Annotated in this window: 22 protein-coding genes; 13 read left to right on the plus strand and 9 right to left on the minus strand. The window is 46.8% G+C overall.

Features of this window, described 5'->3' with window-relative positions:
• Window positions 1-263 precede the first annotated feature (263 nt).
• From ACWIP2_RS11165 to tnpA, 3 genes are all read left to right on the plus strand, one after another.
• Window positions 264-1889 (plus strand): adenylate/guanylate cyclase domain-containing protein, encoded by a 1626-nt coding sequence (locus ACWIP2_RS11165; RefSeq protein ID WP_448520012.1) that lies wholly within the window; start codon window positions 264-266, stop codon window positions 1887-1889.
• Window positions 1886-3322, plus strand: a complete 1437-nt coding sequence (locus ACWIP2_RS11170) for an MBL fold metallo-hydrolase (protein WP_448520013.1) — start codon at window positions 1886-1888, stop codon at window positions 3320-3322. The genes ACWIP2_RS11165 and ACWIP2_RS11170 overlap by 4 nt, the downstream gene beginning before the upstream one ends.
• A gap of 245 nt (window positions 3323-3567) precedes the next feature.
• Window positions 3568-4029 carry an IS200/IS605 family transposase gene (gene tnpA, locus ACWIP2_RS11175; RefSeq protein ID WP_448520014.1) on the plus strand — a complete coding sequence of 154 codons (462 nt, stop codon included), beginning with the start codon at window positions 3568-3570 and terminating at the stop codon, window positions 4027-4029.
• Between the two features lie 279 nt (window positions 4030-4308).
• On the opposite strand, the gene ACWIP2_RS11180 is transcribed toward tnpA, so the two are convergent.
• From ACWIP2_RS11180 to ACWIP2_RS11190, 3 genes are read right to left on the minus strand one after another with little or no spacing between them, the layout of a single operon-like run.
• On the minus strand, window positions 4309-4905 hold the full coding sequence (locus ACWIP2_RS11180; protein ID WP_448520015.1) for a hypothetical protein: 597 nt from the start codon (window positions 4903-4905) through the stop codon (window positions 4309-4311).
• A gap of 5 nt (window positions 4906-4910) precedes the next feature.
• Window positions 4911-5279 (minus strand): heavy-metal-associated domain-containing protein, encoded by a 369-nt coding sequence (locus ACWIP2_RS11185; protein WP_448520016.1) that lies wholly within the window; start codon window positions 5277-5279, stop codon window positions 4911-4913.
• 51 nt (window positions 5280-5330) lie between these two features.
• Window positions 5331-6701: a UDP-N-acetylmuramate--L-alanine ligase gene (locus tag ACWIP2_RS11190; RefSeq protein WP_448520017.1), complete on the minus strand. Its 1371-nt coding sequence runs from the start codon at window positions 6699-6701 to the stop codon at window positions 5331-5333.
• A gap of 63 nt (window positions 6702-6764) precedes the next feature.
• On the opposite strand from ACWIP2_RS11190, the gene dnaB reads away from it, so the two are divergent.
• Together dnaB and ACWIP2_RS11200 are read left to right on the plus strand one after the other, a co-directional pair.
• Window positions 6765-9362 carry a replicative DNA helicase gene (dnaB, locus tag ACWIP2_RS11195; RefSeq protein WP_448520018.1) on the plus strand — a complete coding sequence of 866 codons (2598 nt, stop codon included), beginning with the start codon at window positions 6765-6767 and terminating at the stop codon, window positions 9360-9362.
• 25 nt (window positions 9363-9387) lie between these two features.
• The gene (locus ACWIP2_RS11200; RefSeq protein WP_448520019.1) at window positions 9388-10257 is read left to right on the plus strand and encodes a hypothetical protein; all 870 of its coding nucleotides are present in this window, start codon (window positions 9388-9390) and stop codon (window positions 10255-10257) included.
• 160 nt (window positions 10258-10417) lie between these two features.
• Here ACWIP2_RS11200 and ACWIP2_RS11205 read toward each other — a convergent pair whose 3' ends face one another.
• Window positions 10418-12178, minus strand: a complete 1761-nt coding sequence (locus ACWIP2_RS11205; RefSeq protein WP_448520020.1) for an AMP-dependent synthetase/ligase — start codon at window positions 12176-12178, stop codon at window positions 10418-10420.
• 270 nt (window positions 12179-12448) lie between these two features.
• On the opposite strand from ACWIP2_RS11205, the gene ACWIP2_RS11210 reads away from it, so the two are divergent.
• The gene (locus ACWIP2_RS11210; protein WP_448520021.1) at window positions 12449-14380 is read left to right on the plus strand and encodes an OmpA family protein; all 1932 of its coding nucleotides are present in this window, start codon (window positions 12449-12451) and stop codon (window positions 14378-14380) included.
• 74 nt (window positions 14381-14454) lie between these two features.
• Here ACWIP2_RS11210 and uvrB read toward each other — a convergent pair whose 3' ends face one another.
• Window positions 14455-16497 carry an excinuclease ABC subunit UvrB gene (uvrB, locus tag ACWIP2_RS11215; RefSeq protein WP_448520022.1) on the minus strand — a complete coding sequence of 681 codons (2043 nt, stop codon included), beginning with the start codon at window positions 16495-16497 and terminating at the stop codon, window positions 14455-14457.
• Window positions 16498-16688: 191 nt separating this feature from the next.
• Between uvrB and ACWIP2_RS11220 the strand changes: the two genes are divergently transcribed.
• From ACWIP2_RS11220 to ACWIP2_RS11235, 4 genes are all read left to right on the plus strand, one after another.
• Window positions 16689-17465 (plus strand): porin family protein, encoded by a 777-nt coding sequence (locus tag ACWIP2_RS11220; RefSeq protein ID WP_448520023.1) that lies wholly within the window; start codon window positions 16689-16691, stop codon window positions 17463-17465.
• 78 nt (window positions 17466-17543) lie between these two features.
• Complete coding sequence (locus tag ACWIP2_RS11225; RefSeq protein ID WP_448520024.1) at window positions 17544-18203, plus strand: class I SAM-dependent methyltransferase; 660 nt, start codon at window positions 17544-17546, stop codon at window positions 18201-18203.
• A gap of 67 nt (window positions 18204-18270) precedes the next feature.
• A complete protein-coding gene (locus ACWIP2_RS11230) occupies window positions 18271-18663 on the plus strand; it encodes an OsmC family protein (RefSeq protein ID WP_448520025.1) in 393 nt (130 codons plus the stop codon).
• A gap of 86 nt (window positions 18664-18749) precedes the next feature.
• A complete protein-coding gene (locus ACWIP2_RS11235; protein ID WP_448520026.1) occupies window positions 18750-18926 on the plus strand; it encodes a hypothetical protein in 177 nt (58 codons plus the stop codon).
• 96 nt (window positions 18927-19022) lie between these two features.
• On the opposite strand, the gene ACWIP2_RS11240 is transcribed toward ACWIP2_RS11235, so the two are convergent.
• Entirely contained in the window at window positions 19023-19565 is a 543-nt protein-coding gene (locus ACWIP2_RS11240; RefSeq protein WP_448520027.1) for a hypothetical protein, read from the minus strand.
• A gap of 31 nt (window positions 19566-19596) precedes the next feature.
• On the opposite strand from ACWIP2_RS11240, the gene ACWIP2_RS11245 reads away from it, so the two are divergent.
• From ACWIP2_RS11245 to ACWIP2_RS11255, 3 genes are all read left to right on the plus strand, one after another.
• Complete coding sequence (locus ACWIP2_RS11245; protein ID WP_448520028.1) at window positions 19597-20298, plus strand: L-type lectin-domain containing protein; 702 nt, start codon at window positions 19597-19599, stop codon at window positions 20296-20298.
• Between the two features lie 528 nt (window positions 20299-20826).
• On the plus strand, window positions 20827-21063 hold the full coding sequence (locus ACWIP2_RS11250) for an AbrB/MazE/SpoVT family DNA-binding domain-containing protein (RefSeq protein ID WP_448520029.1): 237 nt from the start codon (window positions 20827-20829) through the stop codon (window positions 21061-21063).
• A 2-nt stretch (window positions 21064-21065) separates the two neighbouring features.
• The gene (locus tag ACWIP2_RS11255; RefSeq protein ID WP_448520030.1) at window positions 21066-21395 is read left to right on the plus strand and encodes a type II toxin-antitoxin system PemK/MazF family toxin; all 330 of its coding nucleotides are present in this window, start codon (window positions 21066-21068) and stop codon (window positions 21393-21395) included.
• A gap of 20 nt (window positions 21396-21415) precedes the next feature.
• On the opposite strand, the gene ACWIP2_RS11260 is transcribed toward ACWIP2_RS11255, so the two are convergent.
• From ACWIP2_RS11260 to ACWIP2_RS11270, 3 genes are all read right to left on the minus strand, one after another.
• Window positions 21416-22582 (minus strand): AIR synthase related protein, encoded by a 1167-nt coding sequence (locus tag ACWIP2_RS11260; RefSeq protein ID WP_448520031.1) that lies wholly within the window; start codon window positions 22580-22582, stop codon window positions 21416-21418.
• A 168-nt stretch (window positions 22583-22750) separates the two neighbouring features.
• Window positions 22751-23458: a YebC/PmpR family DNA-binding transcriptional regulator gene (locus ACWIP2_RS11265; RefSeq protein WP_448520032.1), complete on the minus strand. Its 708-nt coding sequence runs from the start codon at window positions 23456-23458 to the stop codon at window positions 22751-22753.
• Window positions 23459-23726: 268 nt separating this feature from the next.
• The gene (locus ACWIP2_RS11270; RefSeq protein WP_448520033.1) at window positions 23727-25193 is read right to left on the minus strand and encodes a glycine--tRNA ligase; all 1467 of its coding nucleotides are present in this window, start codon (window positions 25191-25193) and stop codon (window positions 23727-23729) included.
• Window positions 25194-25211: the final 18 nt, after the last annotated feature.

Consider the following 25211-nt stretch of genomic DNA (forward strand, 5'->3'; position numbering starts at 1 on the left):
GGGGGTGTAGGCAAGCGTTTACAGCTGTCATGCCTACGGCATTTTGGCAATAAAAACATACAATTTTGCTACAAAGATGCCAAGCCTAACGGCTTTTCTGTGGTGCAAAGCCCGTAGGGCTGTAATCTTTGTAGCACAAAACAGTTTCTTTGCTGATCAAATGCCGTAGGCATGACATCTTCTGATCCTGCGGGTCTGACCGTAGTCAAAACGGGGATTTTTCTCGGGCAATATGCTAAATTGCATCACCTAAGGACAGGTGTATGCGGATATACGTTTTTTTGATGGGGTTATGGCTGCTGCTGTTGAGCGGCGGATTGTATGCCCAAAACGATGTGGCAGATCTGGAAAAAAAATACCAGACAGCGTTAGCCAAAAAAAATTACAAGCAAGCTGCCGAGTTTGCCATACAGGCAGGTAACAGGCACGAGGCACAAAAGAGGTTTCCACAAGCAATTACAGCATTCACTAACGCGATTAATGCGGCGCGGCGGATAGACAATGCCTTGCTGCTTGCCAAGGGGTATGAAGAGTTAGGTTCTGCCTATGCGTTGATGTCGAACCGCGAGTTACCCAAAACCATCCGCAATTTAGAGCAATCCTATCAGTATTACCAGATTGTGGGAGGTACGGATGGCGAGCAGGGAACGGCTCGTGTGCGCTTTAAACAGGGGTTGGCCTACTACGATGCGCGCCGCACCAAAGAAGCGCAAACGGCGCTACAGGAGGCGCAGGAGCTTGCGGAAGATATTGGTTATGCCGATATATTGGCGCAGGCAAAACTGTACCTGAGCCGTATGCGGACGGAAAGCGGCGCAACTGCTGCCGCTACATCAAACCCTCCGGTTAGTGCGTCCACAGCAACCAACGAAGCCGCGCGACAGGTCGAGGCCGAAATTCAGGCATTACAGAACCGCCTGCGCGATAGCCTGCGTATGCAGGAAGCAGAAAAGCAAAATTTAAGGCAATCGTTGCTTGCCAAAGAGCGCGAGCGGGCAAAAATTCAGGAAAACCTTGCCCAAACACAGGCATCGCTGCAGCAAATGCAGGAAATTGTACAGTTGCGGGAAGAAACCATTGCCGCTCAGGAAAAAACAACACAGGCCATACTGGCGGCGGCCGCGGCGCTTTCTTTGCTTTTGATAGCGGCGCTGTTTTTTATGATTCGCATCCGGCAGGCCAACCGCAAGTTGCAATCTCAAAAGAGACAGATAGAGGCACAAGCCAAAGAACTGGAAGCTGAAAAGGTAAAATCTGATGCCTTGCTGCTCAATATTCTGCCCCGTGAAATAGCGGAGGAATTGAAAAACAAAAAACAGGCAACGCCACGACTGTATAAGATGGTAAGCGTTTTGTTCTGTGATTTCAAAGGTTTTACCCAATACACCGAAAAGCATAGCCCCGAGCAGATTGTCCGTGAACTAAACGAGTGTTTCTCTGCCTTCGACGACATTTGTGTGCGCTTTAATATGGAAAAAATCAAGACCATTGGCGATGCTTACATGTGTGCAGGTGGCATTCCTAAGCCCAACCTTACCAATGCAGTTGATGCAGTACTGGCGGGACTCGCCATGCAGGAGTTTATCGAGAAACGCAAACATCGGAAACGACTGAACGGCGAACCTTATCTGGAGCTCCGCGTCGGGATTCATACCGGCCCTGTACTGGCGGGCGTGGTAGGCAAAAATAAATTTGCCTACGACATCTGGGGCACAACAGTGAATATAGCCGCACGCATGGAAACGGCAGGGGAGGTAGGTAAGGTCAATATTTCTGAAGCGACCTACATGGAGGTCAAAAATCAGTTTTACTGTCGCTATCGCGGCGAGATAGAAGCTAAAGGGCTTGGCAAAATGGATATGTACTTTGTAGAGGAGATCATCGGATGAGCGCAATTATTGTCAAAGAACTGTTGCCCGCCTTGTTTTGGGTAGAGATACCCGCAATAGGCTTGCGCTTGCAATGTGGCTGCCCACCGGATGCAAACAAATACCTCCGTGCTGCGGGGCTGATTGCTGATGCGGCAAACGGAGAAACAGGCCCTAATGCGATTTTACTCGCCGATGCGTCCTTGATCAATCCGACAACAAAGGGCTGGCATCCTGTCAATGCTTGCGAATTTTCGGTGATGCAGATGCTGTACTTGCAGGGTTTAGCCATCCCCGGACATCCGAACAATACAGGCAGCAAACCGTTCCTTATCGGCGAACCTGCCGAGTTAGAGCGGCAGTTGCGCTATGTTTATTACGGCAACTACGGATTGGACAGCATCGAAGACCTGCAAGCGGCAGGAATGAGTTGCGAGGAGGCAGAGGCTTTTTGGTACGTAAAGAAAAAATTTGCCTTTGGAAAACTGCACCCGGTTACCAATCTCATCGAGCCGATACCTCTATCCGCTAATCATCGTGTAGAATTGGCCGGTGGCTGTCGGATCGAGCGCATCCAAAGCAACCAGTTTCGCATCAGCTATGGCAGCGATGCAGTAACAATTAGTCTGCAAACAGGTATTTCCCCACCACCTTATCAGCTGCCTGCCGTTCAGCTGCCCGCAAATCCTTCTTTTGGGATGCTGCATATGGGCGAAGGAGATGGTTGGGATCCGCAACGCCCTTGTATGGCTGCTGCACTGGCTTTCGAGGGGCAGTATTATCTGGTAGATGCAGGCCCGTACATTTGGCACAATTGGCAGCAGACAGGCAAAACCCAAAGCGATATTCAAGCAGTTTTCCTGACCCATGCGCACGACGACCACGCCATCGGTCTGTTGCAGGGACTTAGCACCGGACAGCGCTTAGCTGTCTATTGCGGCAGCGTTGTACAGGCAGCATTTACAAAAAAAATGAGTGCCTTGCTGGGGATAACACCCGAAGAGATGGCGCACCTGTTTGAGTTTCGCACCCTGCACATGCAAGACTGGAATCTGATTGCTGCTATGAACGGTGCAGCGTTAGAGGCAATGCCCTGCTACTCGCTGCATCCGATAGAGACGCATATTTATTATTTCCGCTATACCGATGCCGGCGGCAAACAAACTATTTATGGACATCTGGCGGATATTATCTCTGCGCGCAGTATGCAGGCGATGGCAGCCGAAGCGCCGGCGCACATACACTGGCTGTTTGATCAGATTCGCCACAATTACCTGCTGCCTGCTGCTTACAAGAAGATAGATATTGGCGGCGGCGCTACTCACGGGCTGGCAGAAGATTTTATTGACGATCCCACACCAATCAAGGTCTTTGCGCATATTCACCGCCCACTGACCGCGCAGGAGTTGCAGATTGGCAGCGCCCGCAGTTTCGGCGATTGGGATGGGGTGTAGGGGCGAGGCCGGTAATATTTTATGTGATAAATGCCATGTCTATTGCATTTTGGCAACAAAAAATTGTGTGATTTTGCTACAAAGATGACAAGCCTGACGGCTTTTTTTGTAGTGCAAAGCCCGTAGGGCTGTTAGCTTTGTAGCTTATTATGGATTCTTATGATTCAAACACCGTAGGTGTGGTATCTTTATAGCCTGTTATAATCATGGATGATTCTGCATCACGTTCATAAATCTTAGGCATTATGGCTAACACATACACGCAGATTTATATCCAAATTGTTTTTGCGGTCAAGGGGCGCGAAAATCTTATCAAAGAATCATTCAGAGAAGCATTAGAAAAATACATCTGCGGAATTGTTAGCGGTAAAAATCAGAAGCCGTTAGCTATTTATTGTATGCCGGATCATACACATTTATTAGTTGGGTTGAAACCATCTATGGCAATCGCGGATTTGGTGCGCGATGTAAAAAACAATTCATCAGCCTTTATCAGTAACAATAAATTTTTAGGCAGTCGGTTTGCTTGGCAGGAGGGATATGGCGCTTTCTCATATGCAAGATCTCAGGTAGATGCGGTTGTAAAATATATTCTGAATCAGCCTGAGCATTATAAAAAACGCAGTTTTAAAGAAGAGTACACAGCGTTTTTGAACAAGTTTGCTATTGAATATGATGAGAAGTATCTATTCGATTGGGTTGAGTAGCTTGAATATAAGTAAGCAATAAATCCGATGGATGCGTCCGTCGTTTTTAGACCTTATGATTAGCCCCACCTCAGATGTCACGCCTACGGCGTTCTAATTGCAACAACCATCAATATCCTACAAAGATAGCAGCCCTACGGACTCTTAATGCTGTAAAGCCGATAGGCTTGTCATCTTTGTAGCAAAATTATATCCATTTGATTAATAAAATGCCGTAGGCATGACAACTTGATATGCTTGTACACAACCGTAGAACGCTACAAAAGATCATCTGAAAACCTACAATAAAATCTCTTGCAGCAGTTCGTCGAAGGGCAGCGGTTTGAGATAGAGTTGGTCTTCGTAATAGTGCGCCATCAGGCGGATAAAGCTCGGGCGGTCGTTGATCTGTATGTATTCGATGATAATATTGCCATAGCGCTGGTTGCAGCGCTGCACTGCGCCGTCCTCTACGCGCAAATCTATAGGCGGCTTGAGGTAGTGCTTTTCAATAGTTTCCGAGTAGTCGGCACGAAGAAAGATACGACGATCGGAAGTATAGAGTTTGTACCCGATCTGTAGCGCCTGCTCTTTGAGATGATCAAAAAAGAACTGAAATGCCTCTGAGCCGATCCGCGGATGATAGGTCAGCGCAATACCGTTACTGCCGTCTGTTTTGAGCAGATGCACCTGAAAATCAGTAACTTGTTTTTCTTTTTTTAGTTGCCAAGCCTCCCACACTTCATAGGCAAGTTTGCGATGTGCGCCACTGTTTTGCCAGCGAAAAATCTGGTTGCGGTAGTTTTCATCGCGCACCAACGCTTCCTCAATCACGGGAAGGTGGCTGGGGAGGCGTTTGGGAAACAACTGGTTAAATATATTGTCGAAAAAAGACATTTAGCTTAGTGCTTGTGGTCATTGTCGTGTCCGCCTTTTTTGCAGCAGGCAGGCAGTTTATTGTATGATTTTTGATTGGCAGCTATGTCGTCGGCATCGTAGCCAATATTAGCTAACGCTTTGCGAAGCTTGTTGGGATCAGTCTTGTCTTTTTGGTAAGTTACTGTCAGGGTATGGTCGTCCAGATTGAGAACAGCAGATTTCACACCTTTCTTAAGTCCCATTTCTTTTTCGATGCGCTTTTTGCACATCTCGCACTGCGAGGAGGTTTTGATCGTTACAGTTTCGATATCTTTATCGGTCTGTGCAAATACATAACTGCTCAATGATACGAGAAGCGCAGCGAGCATGGTTACAAATTGTTGCTTTTGCATGGTCATTTTTTGTTTAAGATGTTATGAACGATAAATTTAACACAAAGTCTCTTATTTTTCCAGTACGTGTGCCGTAAGTTGTCCCAAGTCAGTGTGGTCGAAAGTTCCGGAACTCATCAACAGCAAGTTTTTATGCTTCCACTGTTGCTTAAACAGATAGTTTGACAAATCTGTTCCGTTTGTAAAAACTTTTAGGTTGGGATGCTCGAAAGCTGCTTGTATTTCTGCTTCGTCTATTGCCTCCATTCGTTTGATTTCCAATGCTTTAGGGCTATAGCAAATAATTGCCTCGTCTGCTGCCTGCATGGTGTGTTTGTACTGCGGCAGGAAGTGCTTGCTTAGGCTGCTGTAGGTGTGCAACTCGGCGCAGGCGATGAGTTTGCGCTGCGGGAATTGTTCTTTAACTGCCCTGATGGTCGCCTCTATTTTAGAGGGTGCATGAGCAAAGTCCCGATAGACAGTCGTTTGTCCGTTTTGTCCGAGGAGTTCTAAGCGCTTGGCTGCACCTTTGAAGCTCTGAATGGCTTCGTAGAATTTCTTATCGTTGATTCCCAGACGATTGCAGACCAATTTGGCACCGTTGAGGTTTTGCATATTGTGTTTACCGAAAACAGCTACAGGTATTTTACCGTGATGGCGCGTATTGAGCAGTGTTTTACCGTCCTGTACCTCGTGTTTGTGCGTGCTGTAAGGGATGAGGTTTACATCGTTGCGCATTTGGTTGGAAGTGCTGACGATAGTCGCCAGATCGTCTTCCTCGCAATAAATCAGCGTGCCGGCCTTGGGTGTTTGCACGGCGAAGTTCTCAAACTGGCGCACGTAGTCATCAAATACGGGATAAACGTTGATATGATCCCATGCAATGCCTGTAATCAGCCCGATGTGGTGTTTGTAGTGCAGGAATTTGGGCGTAAGATCAATGGGCGAGGCGAGGTATTCGTCGCCTTCAATGATGATCATCGGCGCATCATCGCTGAGCCGCACGGTGCTCTCAAATCCCGGCACCATTGCGCCAACCATAAAATCGAACTTTTTGCCGTGAAAATTCAACACGTGCATAATCATTGCTGTAGTAGTGGTTTTGCCATGACTACCTGCAATAACGATGCGTTCTTTATGACGGCTTTGCTCGTAAACATATTCAGGATAAGAGTAAACCCTGATGCCGAGTTCTTGCGCACGGAGCAGTTCGGGGTTGTCTTTGCGGGCATGCATCCCCAAAATGACAGCATCCAGATCGGGTGTGATTTTTTCAGGGAACCATCCTTCTTCGGCAGGAAGAATGCCGTGAGCAGCCAGTCTACTGCGTGAAGGTTCATAAATTTCGTCATCTGAACCACTGACCCGGTATCCTTTCAGTTTGAGTGCGACAGCCAGATTGTGCATCACGCTGCCGCCAATAGCCGTAAAATGTACTTTCATGCAAATAGATTCAAGCCGCCAAAATTAGCATTTTTAGTGTGTATATTCATGTAATTTTACACCATGAAGGACGACAAATCTACCGGACGAAAAACGCGACGCATTACTCAACAACCTGATTTAGCGATGGTTGCAATGGGGAAAATGCCACCGCAGGCGCTTGATTTAGAGGAAGCAGTACTTGGAGCGCTTATGCTGGAGCGCAACGCTCTGACCGAAGTAATTGAGATTTTGCAGCCGTCTGCCTTCTACAAAGAAGCACATCAGGCAATCTATCGCGCTATCCTCGCCCTGTTCAACAAGTCTGAGCCGGTTGATTTGCTTACAGTGGTAACTCAACTGCGCAGCGAGGGTGAGTTAGAACTGGCAGGTGGCGCAGCCTACATTACCCTTTTGACTACCAAAGTCAACTCGGCGGCCAATATCGTCTATCATGCCCGCATTATTGCTGAGCGGTATATGAAGCGCGAAATGATCAATATTGCGGGTCGCCTGCTGCAAGATGCTTTTGAAGAAACTACCGACGTATTCGAACTCATGGATCGGACAGAAAATGCTATTTTCGGGCTGGCAGAAACAAATATTCGCAGGAACTATCAGGACATGCGCAGCATCATGGGTAGTGCCTTGCGCGAGCTGGAAGCCAAGAAAGCGCACAAAGACGGGCTAACAGGTGTTCCAAGCGGCTTTTCGGCTTTAGACCGCATCACGTCGGGCTGGCAAAGATCTGACCTGATTGTTCTGGCAGCCAGGCCGGGCATGGGCAAATGCCTTGGCAAAGGAACTGAAGTGCTGATGTATGATGGCTCTTTGCGCAGGGTAGAAGAGATTGCTGTAGGCGATTTGCTGATGGGACCGGATTCTACGCCGCGCCGCGTCCTTTCCATCGGACGCGGACGTGAACAAATGTACTGGATTCACCAGAACAAAGGCATCAGTTATCGCGTCAATGAAAGCCATTTGCTTTCACTCAAACGCAGCCGTAACGAAGGTAAACACCGCAAAGGGGATGTGCTGACGATTTCAGTGCGCGAGTGGCTGAAAAAATCGCCCAAGTTTCAGTCCAATTACAAAGGCTATAAGACAGCGGTCGAATTTTCAGAAAAGGCAGTTCCTTTGGCACCTTATTTTCTTGGCCTTTGGCTGGGAGACGGCAACTGTGCCAATATGCGCATCACCAATCAAGATCCTGAAATAGTTGCTTATTTGGAGCAATACGCTGCCCTACTAAGTTTAGAGGTAAGCGTCGGTGCGCAGGTGCAAAAAACGCCACAATATGCTATCACTAAAGGTGCGCAGGGCGCTCAGTATTTTTATTCGGTCCAAAATGAACTGCGAAAACTGACTCTTTTCAACAACAAACATATTCCGCAGGCATATTTGACCAACAGCCGCGCCCAAAGGCTGCAACTGCTGGCAGGGCTAATTGATAGTAGTGGCTATTATGATACAGGCGCTAATTATTATGAAATTACACAGAAAAACAAGGTTTTAGCCGAACAAATCAAGTTTTTAGCCGATTCGCTCGGATTGAGAACTTCGCTGAAAGCCAAAAAAGCCCGACCCGGTTCATCTGATGATGAGACAACGCTTTATCGCTTGCGGATGTGGGGCAACTTAGACGAAGTACCTGTGCGTGTGCCGCGCAAAAAAGCGCGTGCATGGGCTGCCAAACTGGACTGGAAAGTTACGAGTATTCGCGTTGAAAAGGATATTGTGGATGATTATTACGGTTTTGAATTAGACGGTGACCGCCTGTTCCTGTTGGCGGATATGACCGTTACGCACAACACTGCTTTTGTGCTTTCCGCTCTGCGCAACGCAGCGGTAGATTTCAGCAAGCCCGTTGCTATTTTTTCGCTCGAAATGTCTTCCGTCCAGTTAGTAAACCGTCTGATTTCAGCTGAGGCAGAACTGGAAAGCCAGAAACTGAAAACAGGCCGCTTAGCCGACTATGAGTGGGAGCAGATTGTCCATAAAACCGCCCGGTTAAGCGCTGCTCCCATTTTTATTGACGATACCCCTGCACTGACCGTGCTGGAGCTGCGCGCAAAAGCGCGTCGTCTCAAGTCGCAACACGACATCCAACTGATTATTATTGATTATCTACAGCTGATGAGCGGGGAGAGCAGCAAAAACTCAGGCGGCAACCGCGAACAGGAAATCGCTGCTATTTCTCGGGCGCTTAAGCAGTTAGCCAAAGAATTGGACATACCTGTTATTGCGCTTTCGCAGTTGAGTCGTGCTGTAGAAACGCGCGGCGGCGACAAACGCCCGCAACTTTCCGATCTTCGCGAATCGGGGGCGATCGAGCAGGATGCTGATATGGTAATTTTCCTTTACCGCCCCGAGTACTATGGGATCACAGAAGATGCAGACGGCAAACCAACCAAAGGATTAGGCGAGGTGATTATTGCTAAAAACCGCAATGGCTCATTAGAAAGCGTTTGGCTAAAGTTTTTGGGACGCTATACCAAGTTTTCCGACTTGGACAGTGCAGACTTTGACACCTTTGGCGGGGGCAATTTTCAACAGGCAGGCAGCGGTACCTACGGTTCGGCTATGGGACAATACCGCCCGCAAGACTTCAACAGCCCTTTGGGTGGCACGCTGAGCAGCAAAGCCAACGACCTACCCCCGCCGGACGATGTGCCATTTTAAATTTTGCTGTATTACTTAAACTTTCATGCGAAGAATGGTCAATAAACTGATCTTTTTGTTGCTGGTAGCACTGACAACCTGTATGGCACAGGCACAAATAGCAGATGATTTTTCAGGTAAGTGGACAGGTTTTATTACGCAAGAGGAAGGCAGTTTAGCCAATCGTTATTACTTTGAATTAGACTTACAATCCGAAGGCGAAGGCAAATGGAAAGGCTCGTCCTTTTCGTTTATCAAGCAAAAAGGCGGCAAGCGCTATGTGCTTCGCTTGGCTTTAGAGGCATTTTTGCGAAACGATACGCTGGTTTTGCAGGAGCTTCGCGAATTGGAGTACGTCAATGAGTTGGGCAGCAACACCTCTTATTGCTTGAAAAAAGCCCATTTGACCCATACAGGTCAGCCAGAGGCAGTACTTGCCGGTACATGGGAGGGTACAGCGCCCAAATCGGGTAGTCGTTGCAGCCCCGGCAAAATTGAACTGCGCAGACCCCCAATCAATCCTTCTGAAATAGATACGCTGACGAGGGTTCAAAATGGTCGGATTGTCAGTCTGGAAAAGCGCAAAGTAAAGGAAGGGCAAAAACTGTTCTTCACAGGCAGCAACCTCACGCTGCGCATATTTGACGAAGGCAAGGAAGACGGCGATGTGATTTCGCTGCTGTTCAACAACCAGTGGATTCTGAAAAACTACAAACTGAAAAACGAACCCCGTACGATCAAGATACAGGCATCCGCCGATCGCTTAAATAATTTTCTGATATGCTATGCCCACAGCATGGGCAAATTGCCACCCTGTACGACTGCCATTATTGTTTCAGACGGCAAGAAGGAAAAGAAGGTGATCCTCAATTCAGATCTGGAAAACTGCGATATCGTCTATTTTGAGATAGAGTAGGCATACACGAGTCAGCCCGAATTTTTGGAACGCAGATTTTATGAGATTTTTTGGACTAGAAAGCCAATCAAAAAAATCTGCGTTATTCCATATGATCGGTCTATATCTGTGTTTTACCGGAATTTTTGAGATGACGCATGTTTTTTTGTGCAGTAATGGCTTAGGTGTACATGCCTTCGATATAGTCGGCATATTTCTGATGAATGACCTTGCGCTTAAGTTTGAGTGTTGGGGTCAATTCACCCGAATCAATACCCCAAGGTTTGGGAAGCAGGCGGAATTTTTTCACTTTTTCCCACTGTCCGAAGTTGGCATTGTAGGTCTCTATTTCTTCTTCAAACTTAGCAATTACGCGCGGATGCTTCACAATATCAGCATCGCTTGTATAGGTGATTTCCATTGCCTGACACCAGTTGCGCAGGTTTTCGAACGAAGGCACGATGAGCGCAGAAGGGAAGTTCCTGCCCTCGCCTACAACGATGATCTGCTCGATTAGCAGCGATTCTTTGAACTTGTTTTCCATTACCTGCGGGGCAATGTACTTGCCGCCTGAGGTTTTGAACATTTCTTTCTTGCGATCGGTGATTTTCAGGTATTTACCCTCTACAATTTCGCCGACATCGCCGGTATGGAACCAGCCGTCTTTGAGTACTTCAGCCGTCATTTCAGGCTGTTTGTAGTAGCCAAGCATCACATTATCGCCTTTGCAGAGAATTTCGCCATCTTCTGCAATTTTTACTTGTACGCCTTCAAGCACTTTACCTACGCAGCCGATGCGGACTTCGGAGGCAATAGCTGGTGTGGAAGAAATTACGGGCGAAGTTTCCGTTAGTCCGTATCCTTCGCATACAGGGATGCCTGCTGCCCAAAACACGCGTGCCAGCCGTGGTTGGAGCGCTGCTGCACCGGATTGAATAGATTTGATGTTGCCACCCAGCGCTGCCTGCCACTTACTGAAAATCAGTTTGCGCGCAATGCTTAGCTGCATATTGTAAGAGAAGCCCATGTCCTTGGCCGGATCGTACTTCAAACCCAGCTCAAGCGCCCAGAAAAATAGTTTACGCTTAGCACCGGTCAGCTCAAGTCCTTTGGAAACAATCTTGTCATAAACTTTTTCCAATAGGCGAGGTACAGTATTAAAGGTATCGGGCTTTACCTCTTGCAGATTGGCTGCAATGGTCTCCATGCTTTCGGCATAATAGATAGACGTGCCTTTGTACACATATACATATGAGCCTGTGCGCTCATAGATATGACAAAGCGGGAGGAAACTCAATGCTTTGGAAGCACCGTTGGGCACATGTGTAAATGTCTTATTGACGGCAAGCGTGTTGCTCACAACGTTTTTGTGAGTCAGCATAACGCCCTTAGGACGACCTGTTGTGCCTGAGGTATAGATCAATGTGAGCAAGTCAGTTTCTTTGACAGCTGCTTTATGGCTATCCAACTGGCTGACATCTTCGTTCTTACCCATCGCTTCCAGTTCTGTCCAGTGTGCCAGATCGGGTAGCTTATCAAAGGTGTAAATGGCGTAAATATCGAGACCTTCGGTAGCCTTCTTTACCTTTTCGTATAGGGATCTGTCCGATACAAAAACAACTTTTACGTCTGCATCGTTGAAAATGTAACGATAGTCGTCCACAGTAATAGTAGGATACATAGGTACGCTGATTGCCCCGATTTGCTGGATGCCAAAGTCGGTCAGATTCCATTCCGGCCTGTTGGGCGAGATAATAGCGACTCTATCGCCTTTTTTAATACCCAGTTTCAAAAGCCCGATGCTGATGCGGTTAGCAATGTCTATGACATCCTGTGTGCTGTATTTGATCCACTGTCCGTTTTCTTTTCCGGCTAAGGCATCCGCCTTTGGATAGTTTTTTTGCTGATAATAGAGAAAATCAAAAGCGCGTTTCAGTTCCATATTTGCGTTAAACAGGTTTTTGTTAAGTGCTTAAAAATAGACTATTGCCCGTTTAAAGGCAATAAAGCAAGAATCTACAGTGAAAAAAAAGGTAAACTTAGCCGAATTGCATTAAATAACACTAAATTTGTTGTTGTCAGACTTTTTTGGAATTAACAGTCGTATTTCTTAAAATTGTACGCCAAAAAACTCAGAACAGAACAGAAAACTGATTTATTTTGCGTCCATGCTCAAACATCCTAATGAATTAACCTAATCTTACTTAAACCTATGAAACAAAAAGTGAACTATGTAGGTTTTGCGATTGCGCTTGGTTTGTTCGTTGGCACTCATGCCTATGCCCAACGCCAAATCACTAACCGCATTACAGACAGAATCTACAAGGCAGACGTACAACCTGCTCGTGAGCGAATGCCGAACATCATTAACACGCTTCTCCACGACGAGTATTCGCCTGCCATCAGTGCAGACGGACGCACGCTTGTGTATCAATCAAATCGCGGTGGCAAGAAATGGGAATACTATCGCCTTTGGGAAGCTAAGCGTGACTCTGTAACCGGATTCTGGCTAGAGCCTGAGCCAATCGAGTCTATCAACAGCAAAGCAGCCGACGGCGATTTTATCGGTGGACCCTCGCTTTCTTATGATGGAAAAACGCTATACTTCTTTGCCAAAATAGGTGGCGGCAATGAAGATATCTACATGTCTAAGCGCGGTGACGATGGCAAGTGGGGGGATCCTACGCCCGTAGCAGGTGCGGTCAATACAGGTGATTATGAGGGTTTCCCTTCTATCTCATCCGACGGGCAGCGTTTGTATTTCGTTCGCAAAGGCGATACACAAGGTAATACCCAGTGCTTTAAGTTGATGGTGTCTAAGTTGAACTTAGACGGCTCTTGGAGTGCAGCAGAAGAACTTCCTGCGCCTATCAACTCAGGTTGCGACAAGCACATCCGCATTATGCCTGACAACGAATCTATTTTCTTCTCTACTACTCGTCGCGGTGGCAGTCCTAAGAAATCTAAGGATTTTGATTTATACTATGCCACATTAAAGCCGGGTAATACATGGAGTGAGCCTATTCCCGCTGATATTGCGCCTTTTGTAAAAAATAATCTGTATTCTTATCAGTCTGACCTGTTGGTATCTGTAGCTCCGCACGACGAACCACATGTATTGGCATATTTCAATGCTTATGTTGGCGCTTCTCACGAACTGTTTACCGTTCCGTTGCCTGAAGGAATGAAGCCTAAGCGCATTTGCCAATTCACAGGTATGGTAGTAGATGCTTCTACAGGTGAGCCTTTGGAAGCAATAATCAAGGTTGACAACGAAACTCGTTCTTCTTTGAGTTACACAATGAAGAGCACTCAAGGCAAGATAAGTACCGTTTTGACGGAAGGCAACAAATATAAAATCACTGTTGAACTGGAAGATTACGAGCCTATTGTGCAAGAGTTAGACTACACAAATGGCATCAACTCTTGCTGCTGCGCCAACTTTCAAATGAAGAAACTGGGCGTAAAAGCTATTATCGCTGTTATTGACGGTCTGACTCGCGAGCCTATTGAAGAAGGTGTTGTTGGCATCAAGCCAAACGATGTTTCTAAAGGTTCTGTAAAAGGTCAGAAGAAGATTGGTCCCGGCAAATACGAAGCCTTACTTGCTGCAGGAACAACCTACTGCGCAGAAGGTACTGCCGATCAGTACGTACCTGCTACTATTTCTCTGGACTTGACTAACAAGCAGGCAGGCGACACAATCAACCGCGAAATCCTGTTGTTTGACTTGACCAAGATTGCATTTGACAACATCAACTTTGCAACTGCTCGTCCGCGCAACCTGACGCCAAGAGAGTTGTCTGCCTCATTGCTGCCCAAGTCTATTGAGGAATTGAACAAAGTTGTTAAGTTTATGCAAGACTACCCTAACATAAGCATCAGCATCGAAGGACATACTGACTACCGTGGTAACGACAATTACAACCAAGGTCTGTCAGAGCGTCGTGTAGCTGCTGCAAAACAGTACCTGATCAGCAAAGGCATTGCAGCGAACCGCATCGAAGCCAAAGGTTTCGGAGAGAGTTCACCTATTGTACCTAATGAGGTTGACGGCAAAGCAAATGCAGCTAACATGGCATTGAACCGCCGCGTAGAATTCAAAGTTGTACAGAAAGGCTCTGACGGCCAGCGTTGCAACTAATTACGGGCTGTAAAGCATAAAGAAAGCGGAGATTCCTAAGAGTCTCCGCTTTTGTTTTGTGTAGGCAGCAAATTTTAGCTTTCTAATTTTTCCTTCCGCTTTCTGAGGGCAGTCAGTTCGTCGCGAAGACGCGCAGCTTCGATGAAGTCCAGCTCCTTGGCCGCACGTTCCATGTTTTTCTGGGTCTGCTGAATGAGCTTCTCCAGCCCTTTGCTGTCCATCATGGCAATTACAGGCTCGGCGGCTATGTTCATTGCTGCATCCTGCGGTTCTATGTACACTTGTCTGCCTTCTTTTTCTTGCTTTTTAGAGTCAGCTACTTTGGTTTGCTTCATAATCGCCTCCTTAGACTTGCTGACAGTTTTAGGTGTAATGCCTTGTGCTTCGTTGTAGGCTTTTTGAATGCTTCTGCGTCTATTGGTTTCGTCAATGGCTTGCTGCATAGATTCGGTAACAGTATCTGCATACATGATTACTTTACCCTCCACATTTCGGGCAGCCCGACCGATGGTTTGGATCAATGAACGCTGGTTGCGCAGAAATCCTTCTTTGTCAGCATCCATAATCGCTACGAGCGATACTTCGGGCAGGTCAAGTCCCTCGCGGAGCAGATTTACACCTACGAGTACGTCAAAAACGCCCAGCCTTAGCTCGCGCAGAATTTCTACGCGGTCGAGCGTCTTTACTTCAGAGTGGATATAGCGCGTTTTGATGCCCATTCGCGTGAGGTATTTGGTCAGTTCTTCTGCCATGCGTTTAGTAAGCGTAGTTACCAATACGCGCCCACCGCGCTTGATATGCTCATCAACTTCTTCGATTAGGTTATCAATTTGGTTTTGGCACGGACGAATGCTGATCTCGGGGTCGAGCAGGCCCGTTGGGCGAATGATTTGTTCTACCACGACACCCTCGCAGGCTGCCAGTTCATAATCGCCCGGGGTTGCACTGACATAAATTACCTGATTGATTTTTTCTTCAAACTCATTGAAAGTCAGCGGACGATTGTCTAATGCGGAAGGCAATCGGAAGCCATAATCTACCAACGTGATCTTTCTGGATCGGTCGCCGCCCCACATGGCTCTGATTTGTGGAATAGTTACGTGGCTTTCATCAATTACGACTAGATAGTCTTCAGGAAAATAATCTAATAAACAGAAAGGACGCGTTCCGGGTGGGCGGCGGTCAAAATAGCGCGAGTAGTTTTCAATCCCTGAGCAATAGCCAAGTTCTCGCATCATCTCTATGTCAAACTCCGTGCGTTCCTGTAGGCGTTTGGCTTCTACGTACCGGTGTTCGGACTCAAAGAATTTAACTTGCGCAACCAGATCGTCCTGTATCTCTTTGATGGCTGTTTGCAAAAGATCTTTGCCAGTAACGAACAGATTTGCAGGAAAAATCGTGATTCTGAATTCATCAGATATTCTGCTACCGCTTTCAGGGTCTATGCGTTGGATATTCTCTATCTCATCGCCCCAGAAAAAAATGCGGTAGGCAAAGTCAGCATAAGCCGGGAAAATATCAACAGTATCGCCTTTCACGCGGAAAGTGCCTCGCTTAAATTGCGCTTCGGTGCGGTTATATAAAATATCTACTAACTGAAATAGCAGCCGATTGCGGGGTATTATCTCTCCGCGCGTCAACTGGATAAGATGCTTACCAAACTCGTAAGGATTGCCGATACCGTAGATACAAGAAACCGAAGCCACTACAATAACATCGCGCCTGCCCGACATCAGCGAGGAAGTAGCGCTAAGTCGTAACTTTTCTATTTCTTGATTAATAGACAGATCTTTTTCAATGTACGTATTCGAATGGGGGATGTAGGCTTCGGGCTGATAATAGTCGTAGTAGGAAATAAAGTACTCGACTGCATTATTGGGAAAAAACTGTTTTAGTTCGCCATAAAGTTGTGCGGCCAGCGTCTTATTATGGCTCAAAACCAATGTTGGGCGATTGGTCTGCGCGATAACGTTGGCGATCGTAAAAGTTTTTCCTGACCCTGTAACACCAAGCAGTGTTTGCGCACGCTCACCGGACTCTACGCCATAGACCAACTGTTGAATGGCTTTGGGCTGGTCTCCGGTTGGCTTGTAGTCAGATTGGAGTTCAAATTGCATAGTGTAAATTAAAAGTTTTCACGTTTTTCGAGGCGAAATCTTTTGGATTAAAAATTATTTTATAGATTTGCCAGTAACTCAACAACATAAAATTAAGCAAAAGCGAACGTGAAACTTTCAAATTACCGTTAGTATGCTTAGTTTTGTGAAAAATTACAATTAATAAACTTAAGAAAAAACACTTACAATCCATGAAAAACGGTTTGAAAAAAGTTACTCTGTTGGCAGCCCTTGCCGTTGGTGCTTTCACTTTCGGCGCTAACGCTCAAGACGCTTCTACACCTGAGAAGCAAAGCAGCTTTATTCTGGGGGTACGTACCGGTGTTAACGTAAACGATTTCTCAGTTTCCGGTACCACGAGATCTACTACCTCTTTAGCTGGTGCACAAGCTACTGTGTTTGCTATGTACAATGTAAACAGCTGGGTAGGCATGTCTTTGGAGGCTGGTTTCTCTCAAAGCGGTGCTGCTCGTTTCTCACCTGGTGCAGGTACTAACGTAGGTCAGCCCGGCACTGTTGGTTCTGCTATGGGCAACCTAAATGATTACCGCCTGAGCAACATACAAGCTAACTTACTGTCTTACTTCAAGTTACCTGTACTGTCTGTGTACGAGCCTAAAATCTTTATCGGTCCTTCTTTCGACTTCAACGTACACGCTACTAACAACGTAGAAGGTTACCGTTTCGGTTCGCCTACTAAGTATCGCGTAGATGCTACCAACCAGTTCAAAGCTATGGATATTGGTATGATCGTAGGTGGTGGCGTTGACTTCGACCTGAAGTGGGCTACTTTGATGTTGGATGCTCGTTACCGTCATGGTTTCTCTGACATCAACAATGCTTACGGTCAGTCTGCTAACTTCATCGGCGCTCCTAACGGCGCTGTAGGTTTCCCTCTGAGCCTTGGCAATCAAGATATTCGTACTCGCGGTTTGAGCTTCCAAGTAGGTCTGGGCTTCAAACTCTAATCTGAGTCCAAAATATTTTAGAAAGGGGATTGACTTCGGTCCGTCCCCTTTCGTTTTTGTACTAATCCGTTCCATACTATGGGAGTAATACCTTCGTGGAAAACAAACGCTGCCCGCTGGATTCAGGCGATTGAACAAAATGAGATTGTTAGCCGCCAGTTAGCTACCAATCAGGCAATTATTGATGAGATACTTGCTTTGCAGCCGCAGACTGTATTGGATATGGGTTGTGGTGAGGGCTGGTTAGTGCGTGCATTAGCTGCCCGAGGCATTGTAGCAAGCGGCACAGATGCGACTGCAGAATTCATTAGCTATGCAACTGCTAAGGGTAACGAGCAGTACTTTGCGGCTTCTTATGAGGATATTGTACAGGGGCAGTTGTCGGGGATGACCTTTGATGCAATTGTCTTCAATTTTTCGCTATTTGAAAAAGAAGGTACAGAACAACTGATGACGTATTTACCCCGACTACTCAATGCCGGCGGGCATGTGGTGATTCAAACGCTGCATCCCCTCAATCTGCCTGCCAATGTTCCCTATATTAGCCACTGGGAACAAGATAGCTGGAAGGGGCTTGGTAATGGCTTTACCGAGCCGCACCCTTGGTATTTCCGAACAATCGGAGATTGGGTACATCTGATTACGATGAGTGGTTTTCAGTTAGCCAAAATCAGTGAGCCGCTGCATCCGGAAACACAAAAACCGCTTTCGATGATCATTATCGGAAAAAAAGTATAGACAAACGTTGTATATACAGCAGTTTGACATCGTTTTACACATAGCTAATCCTATCAATATTCAACACATGGATAATGTAATAGCACATATCGGGCGCGACTTGTATCGCACTACCTTGGATAATGGCAGACATGAACTTATCGCTGATGAGCCGCCGGAACTGGGCGGAACAGATTTAGGTTTTAGCCCCAACGAATTGTTGCTTAGCTCGTTGGGGGCTTGCACGAGTATTACACTCCGCATGTATGCCAACCGCAAGGGCTGGGCTTTGGAAGAGGTAAAAGTTGCCTTGAGCTTTGACTACGACAAGGCAGCGGGCAAAAGCCTGATCAGCCGCCAGATTGAGTTGATTGGCGACTTAGACGAGGAGCAGCGCACGCGGTTGTTGCAAATTGCCAACGCCTGCCCGATTCATAAGACGCTCCAAAATCCTATTGAAATTACAACAAAACTTACGTAGTTATGAATCCACAAGCGCTTGGTTTACATCATATTACCGCCATTGCCAATCATGCGCAGCGCAACTATGACTTCTAGTTTTGTGCTTTGCGTTTTGTAAAAAAGATGGTCAATTTTGATGATCCTTTTACCTATCATTTATATTACGGCAATCAGGATGCTTCTCTCAGAACAATTTTGACGTTTTTCCTGTGGACGGCTATCAGCCAAGGGCAGCGCGGCGTTGGTACGGCAACCGAAATCGGCTATCTTGATCTTAGGTAGAAGGAGGGTTATTGCTGCATATCTCGAACGGCAGGCGTACACCCGGCACTGACAGCGATGCTGCCAAGAGTTGTTATTTTGCGCCAAAATATACCTTTATTCCCACGATGTATTGATAATACGCGCGCGACTTCTGCTCGGTTTTACCTTGAATCTTTTCCATTTGAAAACTTTGATAGATTGGGAAAGGACGAGGAACGAACCGCCAATGATCGCCGATTCGCGTTGATCATAAAAGCGATTAGGGATCAAATCGGCAACGGCAGCAGCAAACAGAAAGCCGCTGCCCACAAAAACAGCCTTACCCGAAAGAGAAGATATGTGATTGCGCGGGAAGTAGAAGGACTCAAAATCCTGCAAGGGAACAGCTTGCTTGCTCTGTACCAGATAGATAGCAGTGTCTTTTTCCCAAATTTCGCCGATATAATCCCGCGTTTTTCTTTTATCTCCGTTCAATTTGAAGTAAATTTCACTTCCTTCTGGCAAGCGGATGCGCTTTGTACCATAGCGATCCAGCATGATAAATTTTCCGGATACAGTGCCGAGCTTTTGTGCAGCGGCAGGCAGGGCTATTCCTGCAAGCCCTGTGGCTAAAACAATCCAGTAAATCAACTGATTTAATTGTAGTAAGGGATTCATGGATCAAAAATAAATCAAAACCGAATAGGCTATGCGAAAATTCATCTTCATTTTCCTTTGTGCAACTATTGTTACCACGGCTCAGGCGCAATATTCCCTCATGGGCAACGCGGCACACATGAACAACGATTGCATCCAACTTACGCCCGATGTGCCTTACAGCGAAGGTATAGCCTATTACAAAACCCGCCTCAACCTGCAAAACTTTTTTCAGGTGGACTTCGATATTTACTTCGGTTCTAAGGATGAAGGCGCAGACGGTATTACATTCGTTATCCATAATGACAGGCGCGGCTTTGAAGCCTTTGGCACGTGGGGAGAGTGTATGGGCTATGGCAGGTGGAGCAAAAACTACCGCGCAGGGGCTTATATCGCGCCCTCCATTGCCATAGAATTTGATACCTATCAGAACTGGCGGCAAAATGACCCGCCGCACGACCATGTTGCCTATCTGGAAGACGGAACCAACTACCACGAAACCTATTGGCACGACAACGACCCTGATTTTGACCTGGAAGATGACATGCTGCACAGTTTTAGCTTTCGCTGGGAGCCTGATAAGCAGCGGATTACGGTTTGGTTAGACGGCGAAATTGTGCATCAGGGCACCCGCGATTTGATTAACGGAGTCTTTGGCGGTGAAACCCGCGTCATTTGGGGCTTTACTGCCTCCACAGGTCGTGCAAGCAATTTGCAGTATTTCTGCCTGCGCAATCTGGCGCTGCGAGATTAGTGGTAAAATCGCGTAACCATTATGAATCTTACAACAAATAACACTTCTCTGCGGAATTTGCGGTAGAGCCTTTTTACCGCAAAGCATTCCAAGGTTTACGTCAATAACGCTGATTTTGGGTTCATTTTGGCATTAGTAGGTGAGCAGTATAGAGTATCCTTTATTGTTTGTATGCTCTGCTGTGCTCCACGCTTATAGGTGCCACACCTACGGTGTTTCAAACGATAAAATCACATCATAGACTACAAAGATAGCAGCCCTACGGGCTTTTTATCATAACACAAAAACCTGTAGGGCTGCTGCATAACACAAATCTGTAGGATGTTTTTACGACAAAAAAGCCGTTAGGCTTGTCATCTTTGTAGCAAAATCATACATTCTTTTATTGACAAAATGCCGTAGGCATGGCAACTGTAAATCCTTGCGTGTAACTCTGAGACGTTGCATTTGACCTAATCCGTTATAAAAACGGAAACTAAGTTGACGATAATTACGTTGTAGATACAAAGCAATAAAAATTCAATCAGGATGCAAGTTTCAGTAGTACAAATCGGCAACTCAAAAGGAATTAGGCTCAGCAAAACCCTTTTGGACAAGTACCAAATTACTGATAAGGTAGAACTTGTTTTGGAAGATGATTGCATCGTTCTGAAACCTGTTGCAGAACCCCGAAAAAACTGGGAGGAAGCCTTTGCTGAAATGCACAGCAACGGAGACGATAAGTTGCTGATTGACAGTGTTTTTGAAGAGGAAAACTGGGACTGATAATGATGGATTATTATGCTCAATATGACCTCGTTATTGTCAATTTAGACCCAACAGTAGGCAGCGAAATCAGGAAAAAACGTCCCTGCCTGATCGTCTCGCCCAACGAAATGAACAGGCATTTGGCAACTATTGTAGTTTGTCCAATCACCTCACAGTCCAAAAACTATCCTACAAGAGTTCATTTTGATTTAGAGGGACAAAGCAACTGGATAGTTGTAGATCAAATTCGCACCATAGACAAAAGCCGAATAACAAAAGTTATTGGACATCTGGACGATGAAGCGATTGAGCAACTGAAAAACGTTATCAAAGAAGCCTACGTGGACTAAAAATAGCCGCAAATCTCTGTTTAATGATAAACAAACTCCCCGTAAGGGCTGCGTATGGTTACCTGCGCTTTGTCTGCCGCTTCTACGCGCCCGATGATTTGCGCCTGAATACCAAATGATTGCGAAATCTGAATCACCGTTTCGGCGAATTGCTCCGGCAGGTAGAGTTCCATGCGATGCCCCATATTGAACACGCGGTACATTTCGTGCCAATCTGTGCCGCTTTCTTGCTGAATGAGTCGGAATAAAGGCGGACATTCAAAAAGGTTATCCTTGATGATATGTAGTTGGTCAATAAAATGCAGCACTTTGGTTTGTGCGCCGCCGCTGCAATGCACCATTCCGTGTATGTATGGGCGCAATTCGGCAAGCACTTCGCGGATAACGGGCGCATAGGTGCGGGTAGGGGATAGCACCAACTGCCCGATATCCACCGGAAGGTCTTCAAAGCGTTCGGTGAGGCTGCGGCTGCCGCTGTAAATCAGGTCGGCAGGTACTTGTGGGTCATAGCTTTCGGGGTATTTTTCAGCCAGCAGCTTGTGGAAAACGTCATGGCGGGCAGAGGTCAGTCCGTTGCTGCCTATGCCGCCGTTGTAGCGGTCTTCGTAGGTCGCCTGCCCGAAAGATGCCAACCCGACAATCACATCTCCTGCCCGAATGCGGTCGTTGCTGACGACTTCGCTGCGCCTCATGCGTGCGGTAACGGCGCTGTCCACGATGACAGTGCGCACCAAATCGCCTACGTCGGCAGTTTCGCCGCCGGCGCTGTAAATGCCGATGCCGTGATTGCGCAACATTTCCAGCACCTCCTCCGTGCCGTTGATGATGGCCGCGATGACTTCGCCCGGCACTAATCGCTTGTTGCGCCCGATGGTTGATGAAAGCAGCATATTATCCGTTGCGCCTATGCAAAGCAAATCGTCTAAGTTCATCACAATAGCATCTTGCGCAATGCCTTTCCACACGGAAAGGTCGCCTGTTTCGCGCCAATAGACGTATGCCAGCGAGGACTTAGTGCCGGCACCATCGGCGTGCATGATGTTGCACCATTCCGCGTCGCCTCCCAACAGGTCAGGCATGATTTTGCAGAAAGCCTTGGGGTATAAACCTTTGTCTATCAGCTTAATGGCGTTGTGTACGTCTTCCTTGCCGGAAGAAACGCCGCGCATGGCGTAGCGGTCTTGCATGGGGATAAAAATTCAGGTGTGATTTTAGAACGCGGATTGTTGCGGATCACGCTGATTAATCCAGATTCTTTCATTGTTTTACAACATTAAAAAAATCCATTTGTACGGGTGTAATCCGCTTCAATCCGTGTTGTGTCGGTTTTTTTAGCCGGCGCAACCGTTATTGTATTATTTCAAGTTGTGAAAAACGGCGGTAACGTCATCTTCCTGTTCAAACTTATCTACCAGTTCCAAAACCTCTTCGGCTTGCTCATCGGTAACTTCTGCGAAAGAGGTCGGTATGCGTTGCAACTCAGCTTTTAGGATAGGAACATGGCGCTCTTCTAGCCCTTTTTGCATTGCGCCGAAGTCGGTAAAAGAAGTCTGTACAATGATTTTTCCATCTTGCTCATAGACCTCCTCTGCGCCTAAGTCAATTAGTTCCAGTTCTAATTCTTCTCGATTCAGACCTTCCGCGTTGAGTTCAAAGATACCTTTGCGCTGAAAAATAAAGTCCAATGATCCGGTTTTGCCCAAAGAACCGCCTGAGCGATTGAAGTGCATACGAACCATCGCGACGGTGCGGGTCGGGTTGTCGGTAGCGGTTTCTACCACAATGGCTACGCCGTGTGGGCCATAACCTTCATATACTACCTCTTCAAAATTGCCTTCCTCCTTAGAAGAGGCGCGTTTGATAGCGGCTTCTATGCGGTCTTTAGGCATATTGGCGTGCTTTGCATTCTGAATAATCAGGCGCAGTTTGGTGTTGGTTTCTGGGTCAGGGCCGCCGGCTTTTACAGCCATCGCAATTTCGCGTCCGTAGCGCGTAAATGTTTTGGACATCCAGTCCCAGCGTTTTTCTTTTTTGCCTCTTCGGGCTTCAAATGCTCTTCCCATAGTATTTATGATGTACGTATCTTCAAGCGCGTTGATGAGGCGCAAATGTTTCGCAAAAGTAAGTGCTTGCGCGCAACCTCTGCGGTAATTTTTTAGAAATTTTGCGATTGGGCAGCTACCGAAAAGAGCGCTGAGTTTTACGCTGAGAACGCATAGGTTAGAAGTCTTATCCTGAGATATAAACTTTCAAAGCCTTATTCTTTTATGCACAAACCTGACGGGTCTCGCAGACCCGTCAGGTTTAATATATTCGCTTTGCGTTAGCGAATTACAACTTTTCAAACACGCGGGCAAAAGAAACGGCATGACCGATTTCATCGCGCAGGGCGGCGATAGGCACACGGTGTTGCGTGGCGGTGTCGCGGTCGCGGATAGTTACCGTGTCGTCTTCCAATGTTTGATGGTCAACGGCAATACAGAAAGGCGTTCCAATCAAATCCTGACGGGTGTAGCGCTTGCCAATGCTGTCTTTTTCTTCGTAAACAACGCGGAAGTCGGTTTTGAGCGCTTTGTAAATCTGCTCGGCTTTTTCGGGCAAACCGTCTTTTTTGGTGAGTGGGAATATCGCCGCTTTCACAGGCGCAATCGCCGGGTGCAGTTTGAGAAGGGTGCGCTCTTTGCGATTTTCGCCTTCGCCTATCGCCTCTTCGGTGTAGGCGTTGCAAAGATGCATCAGGAAAATGCGGTCAGCGCCAACCGAAGTTTCAATCACATACGGGATGTAATTTTGATTGATTTCGGTGTCAAAATATTGCATTTTCTTTTTGGAAAGTTCCTGATGGTTGCGCAGGTCGAAGTCGGTGCGGCTGTGGATGCCCTCAATTTCTTTGAAGCCGAACGGAAATTGATATTCAATATCCAGCGCGGCGTTGGCATAGTGCGCCAGTTTTTCGTGGTCGTGGTATTGTAGCTTGCTTTGAGGAATGCCAAGGGCTTTGTGCCACTTCATACGCATGTCTTTCCAATGGTCGTACCATTCCATTTCGCTGCCCGGACGCACAAAAAACTGCATTTCCATTTGTTCAAACTCGCGCATACGGAAGATAAATTGGCGGGCGACAATTTCGTTGCGAAAAGCCTTGCCAATTTGCGCAATGCCGAAAGGTATTTTCATGCGTCCCGTCTTTTGAACGTTTAGGAAATTGACAAAAATGCCCTGTGCGGTTTCGGGACGTAGGTAAATCGTGTTGGCCTCGTCGGCTACCGAACCGATTTGCGTAGCAAACATGAGGTTGAATTGACGCACTTCTGTCCAGTTAGCCGTACCCGAAATGGGGCATTTGATACCTTCGTCGGTAATGAACTGGTGCAGCCCTGGGAAATCTTCGGCAGCCAGCAGGCGGTTCATTTCGTCCAGAATTGCCTGTGCCTTGTCGGCTTTGCCTTCTGCGGTCAGCTGTTCGGCAAAACCTTCAATCAGGTGATCTACGCGGTAGCGTTTTTTGGAATCTTTATTATCAATCATCGGGTCGTTGAAGCTGGCCACATGCCCCGATGCGACCCATGTATTGGGGTGCATGAAGATAGCCGCATCAATACCCACAATGTTATCATGGATTTGGGTCATAGTTTTCCACCACAGCTGTTTGAGGTTGTTTTTCAGTTCTACGCCGTTTTGGCCGTAGTCGTAAACCGCCTGCAAACCATCGTAAATTTCGCTGGACGGGAAAACAAATCCATACTCTTTGGCGTGCGCGATAATTTTGGGGAAAACGCCTGTGTTTTCTATGGACATAATGTTGATAGCCTGTAA

The organism is Rhodoflexus sp. (assembly GCF_053489755.1).

Bases quoted from the DNA above. Each gene is read 5' to 3' on its own strand.
- ACWIP2_RS11165 (WP_448520012.1), top strand. From the start codon at position 264: ATGCGGATATACGTTTTTTTGATGGGGTTATGGCTGCTGCTGTTGAGC.
- ACWIP2_RS11245 (WP_448520028.1), top strand. From the start codon at position 19,597: ATGCGAAAATTCATCTTCATTTTCCTTTGTGCAACTATTGTTACCACG.
- ACWIP2_RS11190 (WP_448520017.1), bottom strand. From the start codon at position 6,701: ATGAAAGTACATTTTACGGCTATTGGCGGCAGCGTGATGCACAATCTG.
- dnaB (WP_448520018.1), top strand. From the start codon at position 6,765: ATGAAGGACGACAAATCTACCGGACGAAAAACGCGACGCATTACTCAA.
- ACWIP2_RS11260 (WP_448520031.1), bottom strand. From the start codon at position 22,582: ATGCAAGACCGCTACGCCATGCGCGGCGTTTCTTCCGGCAAGGAAGAC.
- tnpA (WP_448520014.1), top strand. From the start codon at position 3,568: ATGGCTAACACATACACGCAGATTTATATCCAAATTGTTTTTGCGGTC.
- ACWIP2_RS11205 (WP_448520020.1), bottom strand. From the start codon at position 12,178: ATGGAACTGAAACGCGCTTTTGATTTTCTCTATTATCAGCAAAAAAAC.
- ACWIP2_RS11220 (WP_448520023.1), top strand. From the start codon at position 16,689: ATGAAAAACGGTTTGAAAAAAGTTACTCTGTTGGCAGCCCTTGCCGTT.
- uvrB (WP_448520022.1), bottom strand. From the start codon at position 16,497: ATGCAATTTGAACTCCAATCTGACTACAAGCCAACCGGAGACCAGCCC.
- ACWIP2_RS11185 (WP_448520016.1), bottom strand. From the start codon at position 5,279: ATGCAAAAGCAACAATTTGTAACCATGCTCGCTGCGCTTCTCGTATCA.
- ACWIP2_RS11240 (WP_448520027.1), bottom strand. From the start codon at position 19,565: ATGAATCCCTTACTACAATTAAATCAGTTGATTTACTGGATTGTTTTA.
- ACWIP2_RS11170 (WP_448520013.1), top strand. From the start codon at position 1,886: ATGAGCGCAATTATTGTCAAAGAACTGTTGCCCGCCTTGTTTTGGGTA.
- ACWIP2_RS11180 (WP_448520015.1), bottom strand. From the start codon at position 4,905: ATGTCTTTTTTCGACAATATATTTAACCAGTTGTTTCCCAAACGCCTC.
- ACWIP2_RS11255 (WP_448520030.1), top strand. From the start codon at position 21,066: ATGATGGATTATTATGCTCAATATGACCTCGTTATTGTCAATTTAGAC.
- ACWIP2_RS11210 (WP_448520021.1), top strand. From the start codon at position 12,449: ATGAAACAAAAAGTGAACTATGTAGGTTTTGCGATTGCGCTTGGTTTG.
- ACWIP2_RS11250 (WP_448520029.1), top strand. From the start codon at position 20,827: ATGCAAGTTTCAGTAGTACAAATCGGCAACTCAAAAGGAATTAGGCTC.
- ACWIP2_RS11225 (WP_448520024.1), top strand. From the start codon at position 17,544: ATGGGAGTAATACCTTCGTGGAAAACAAACGCTGCCCGCTGGATTCAG.
- ACWIP2_RS11265 (WP_448520032.1), bottom strand. From the start codon at position 23,458: ATGGGAAGAGCATTTGAAGCCCGAAGAGGCAAAAAAGAAAAACGCTGG.
- ACWIP2_RS11200 (WP_448520019.1), top strand. From the start codon at position 9,388: ATGCGAAGAATGGTCAATAAACTGATCTTTTTGTTGCTGGTAGCACTG.
- ACWIP2_RS11230 (WP_448520025.1), top strand. From the start codon at position 18,271: ATGGATAATGTAATAGCACATATCGGGCGCGACTTGTATCGCACTACC.
- ACWIP2_RS11270 (WP_448520033.1), bottom strand. From the start codon at position 25,193: ATGTCCATAGAAAACACAGGCGTTTTCCCCAAAATTATCGCGCACGCC.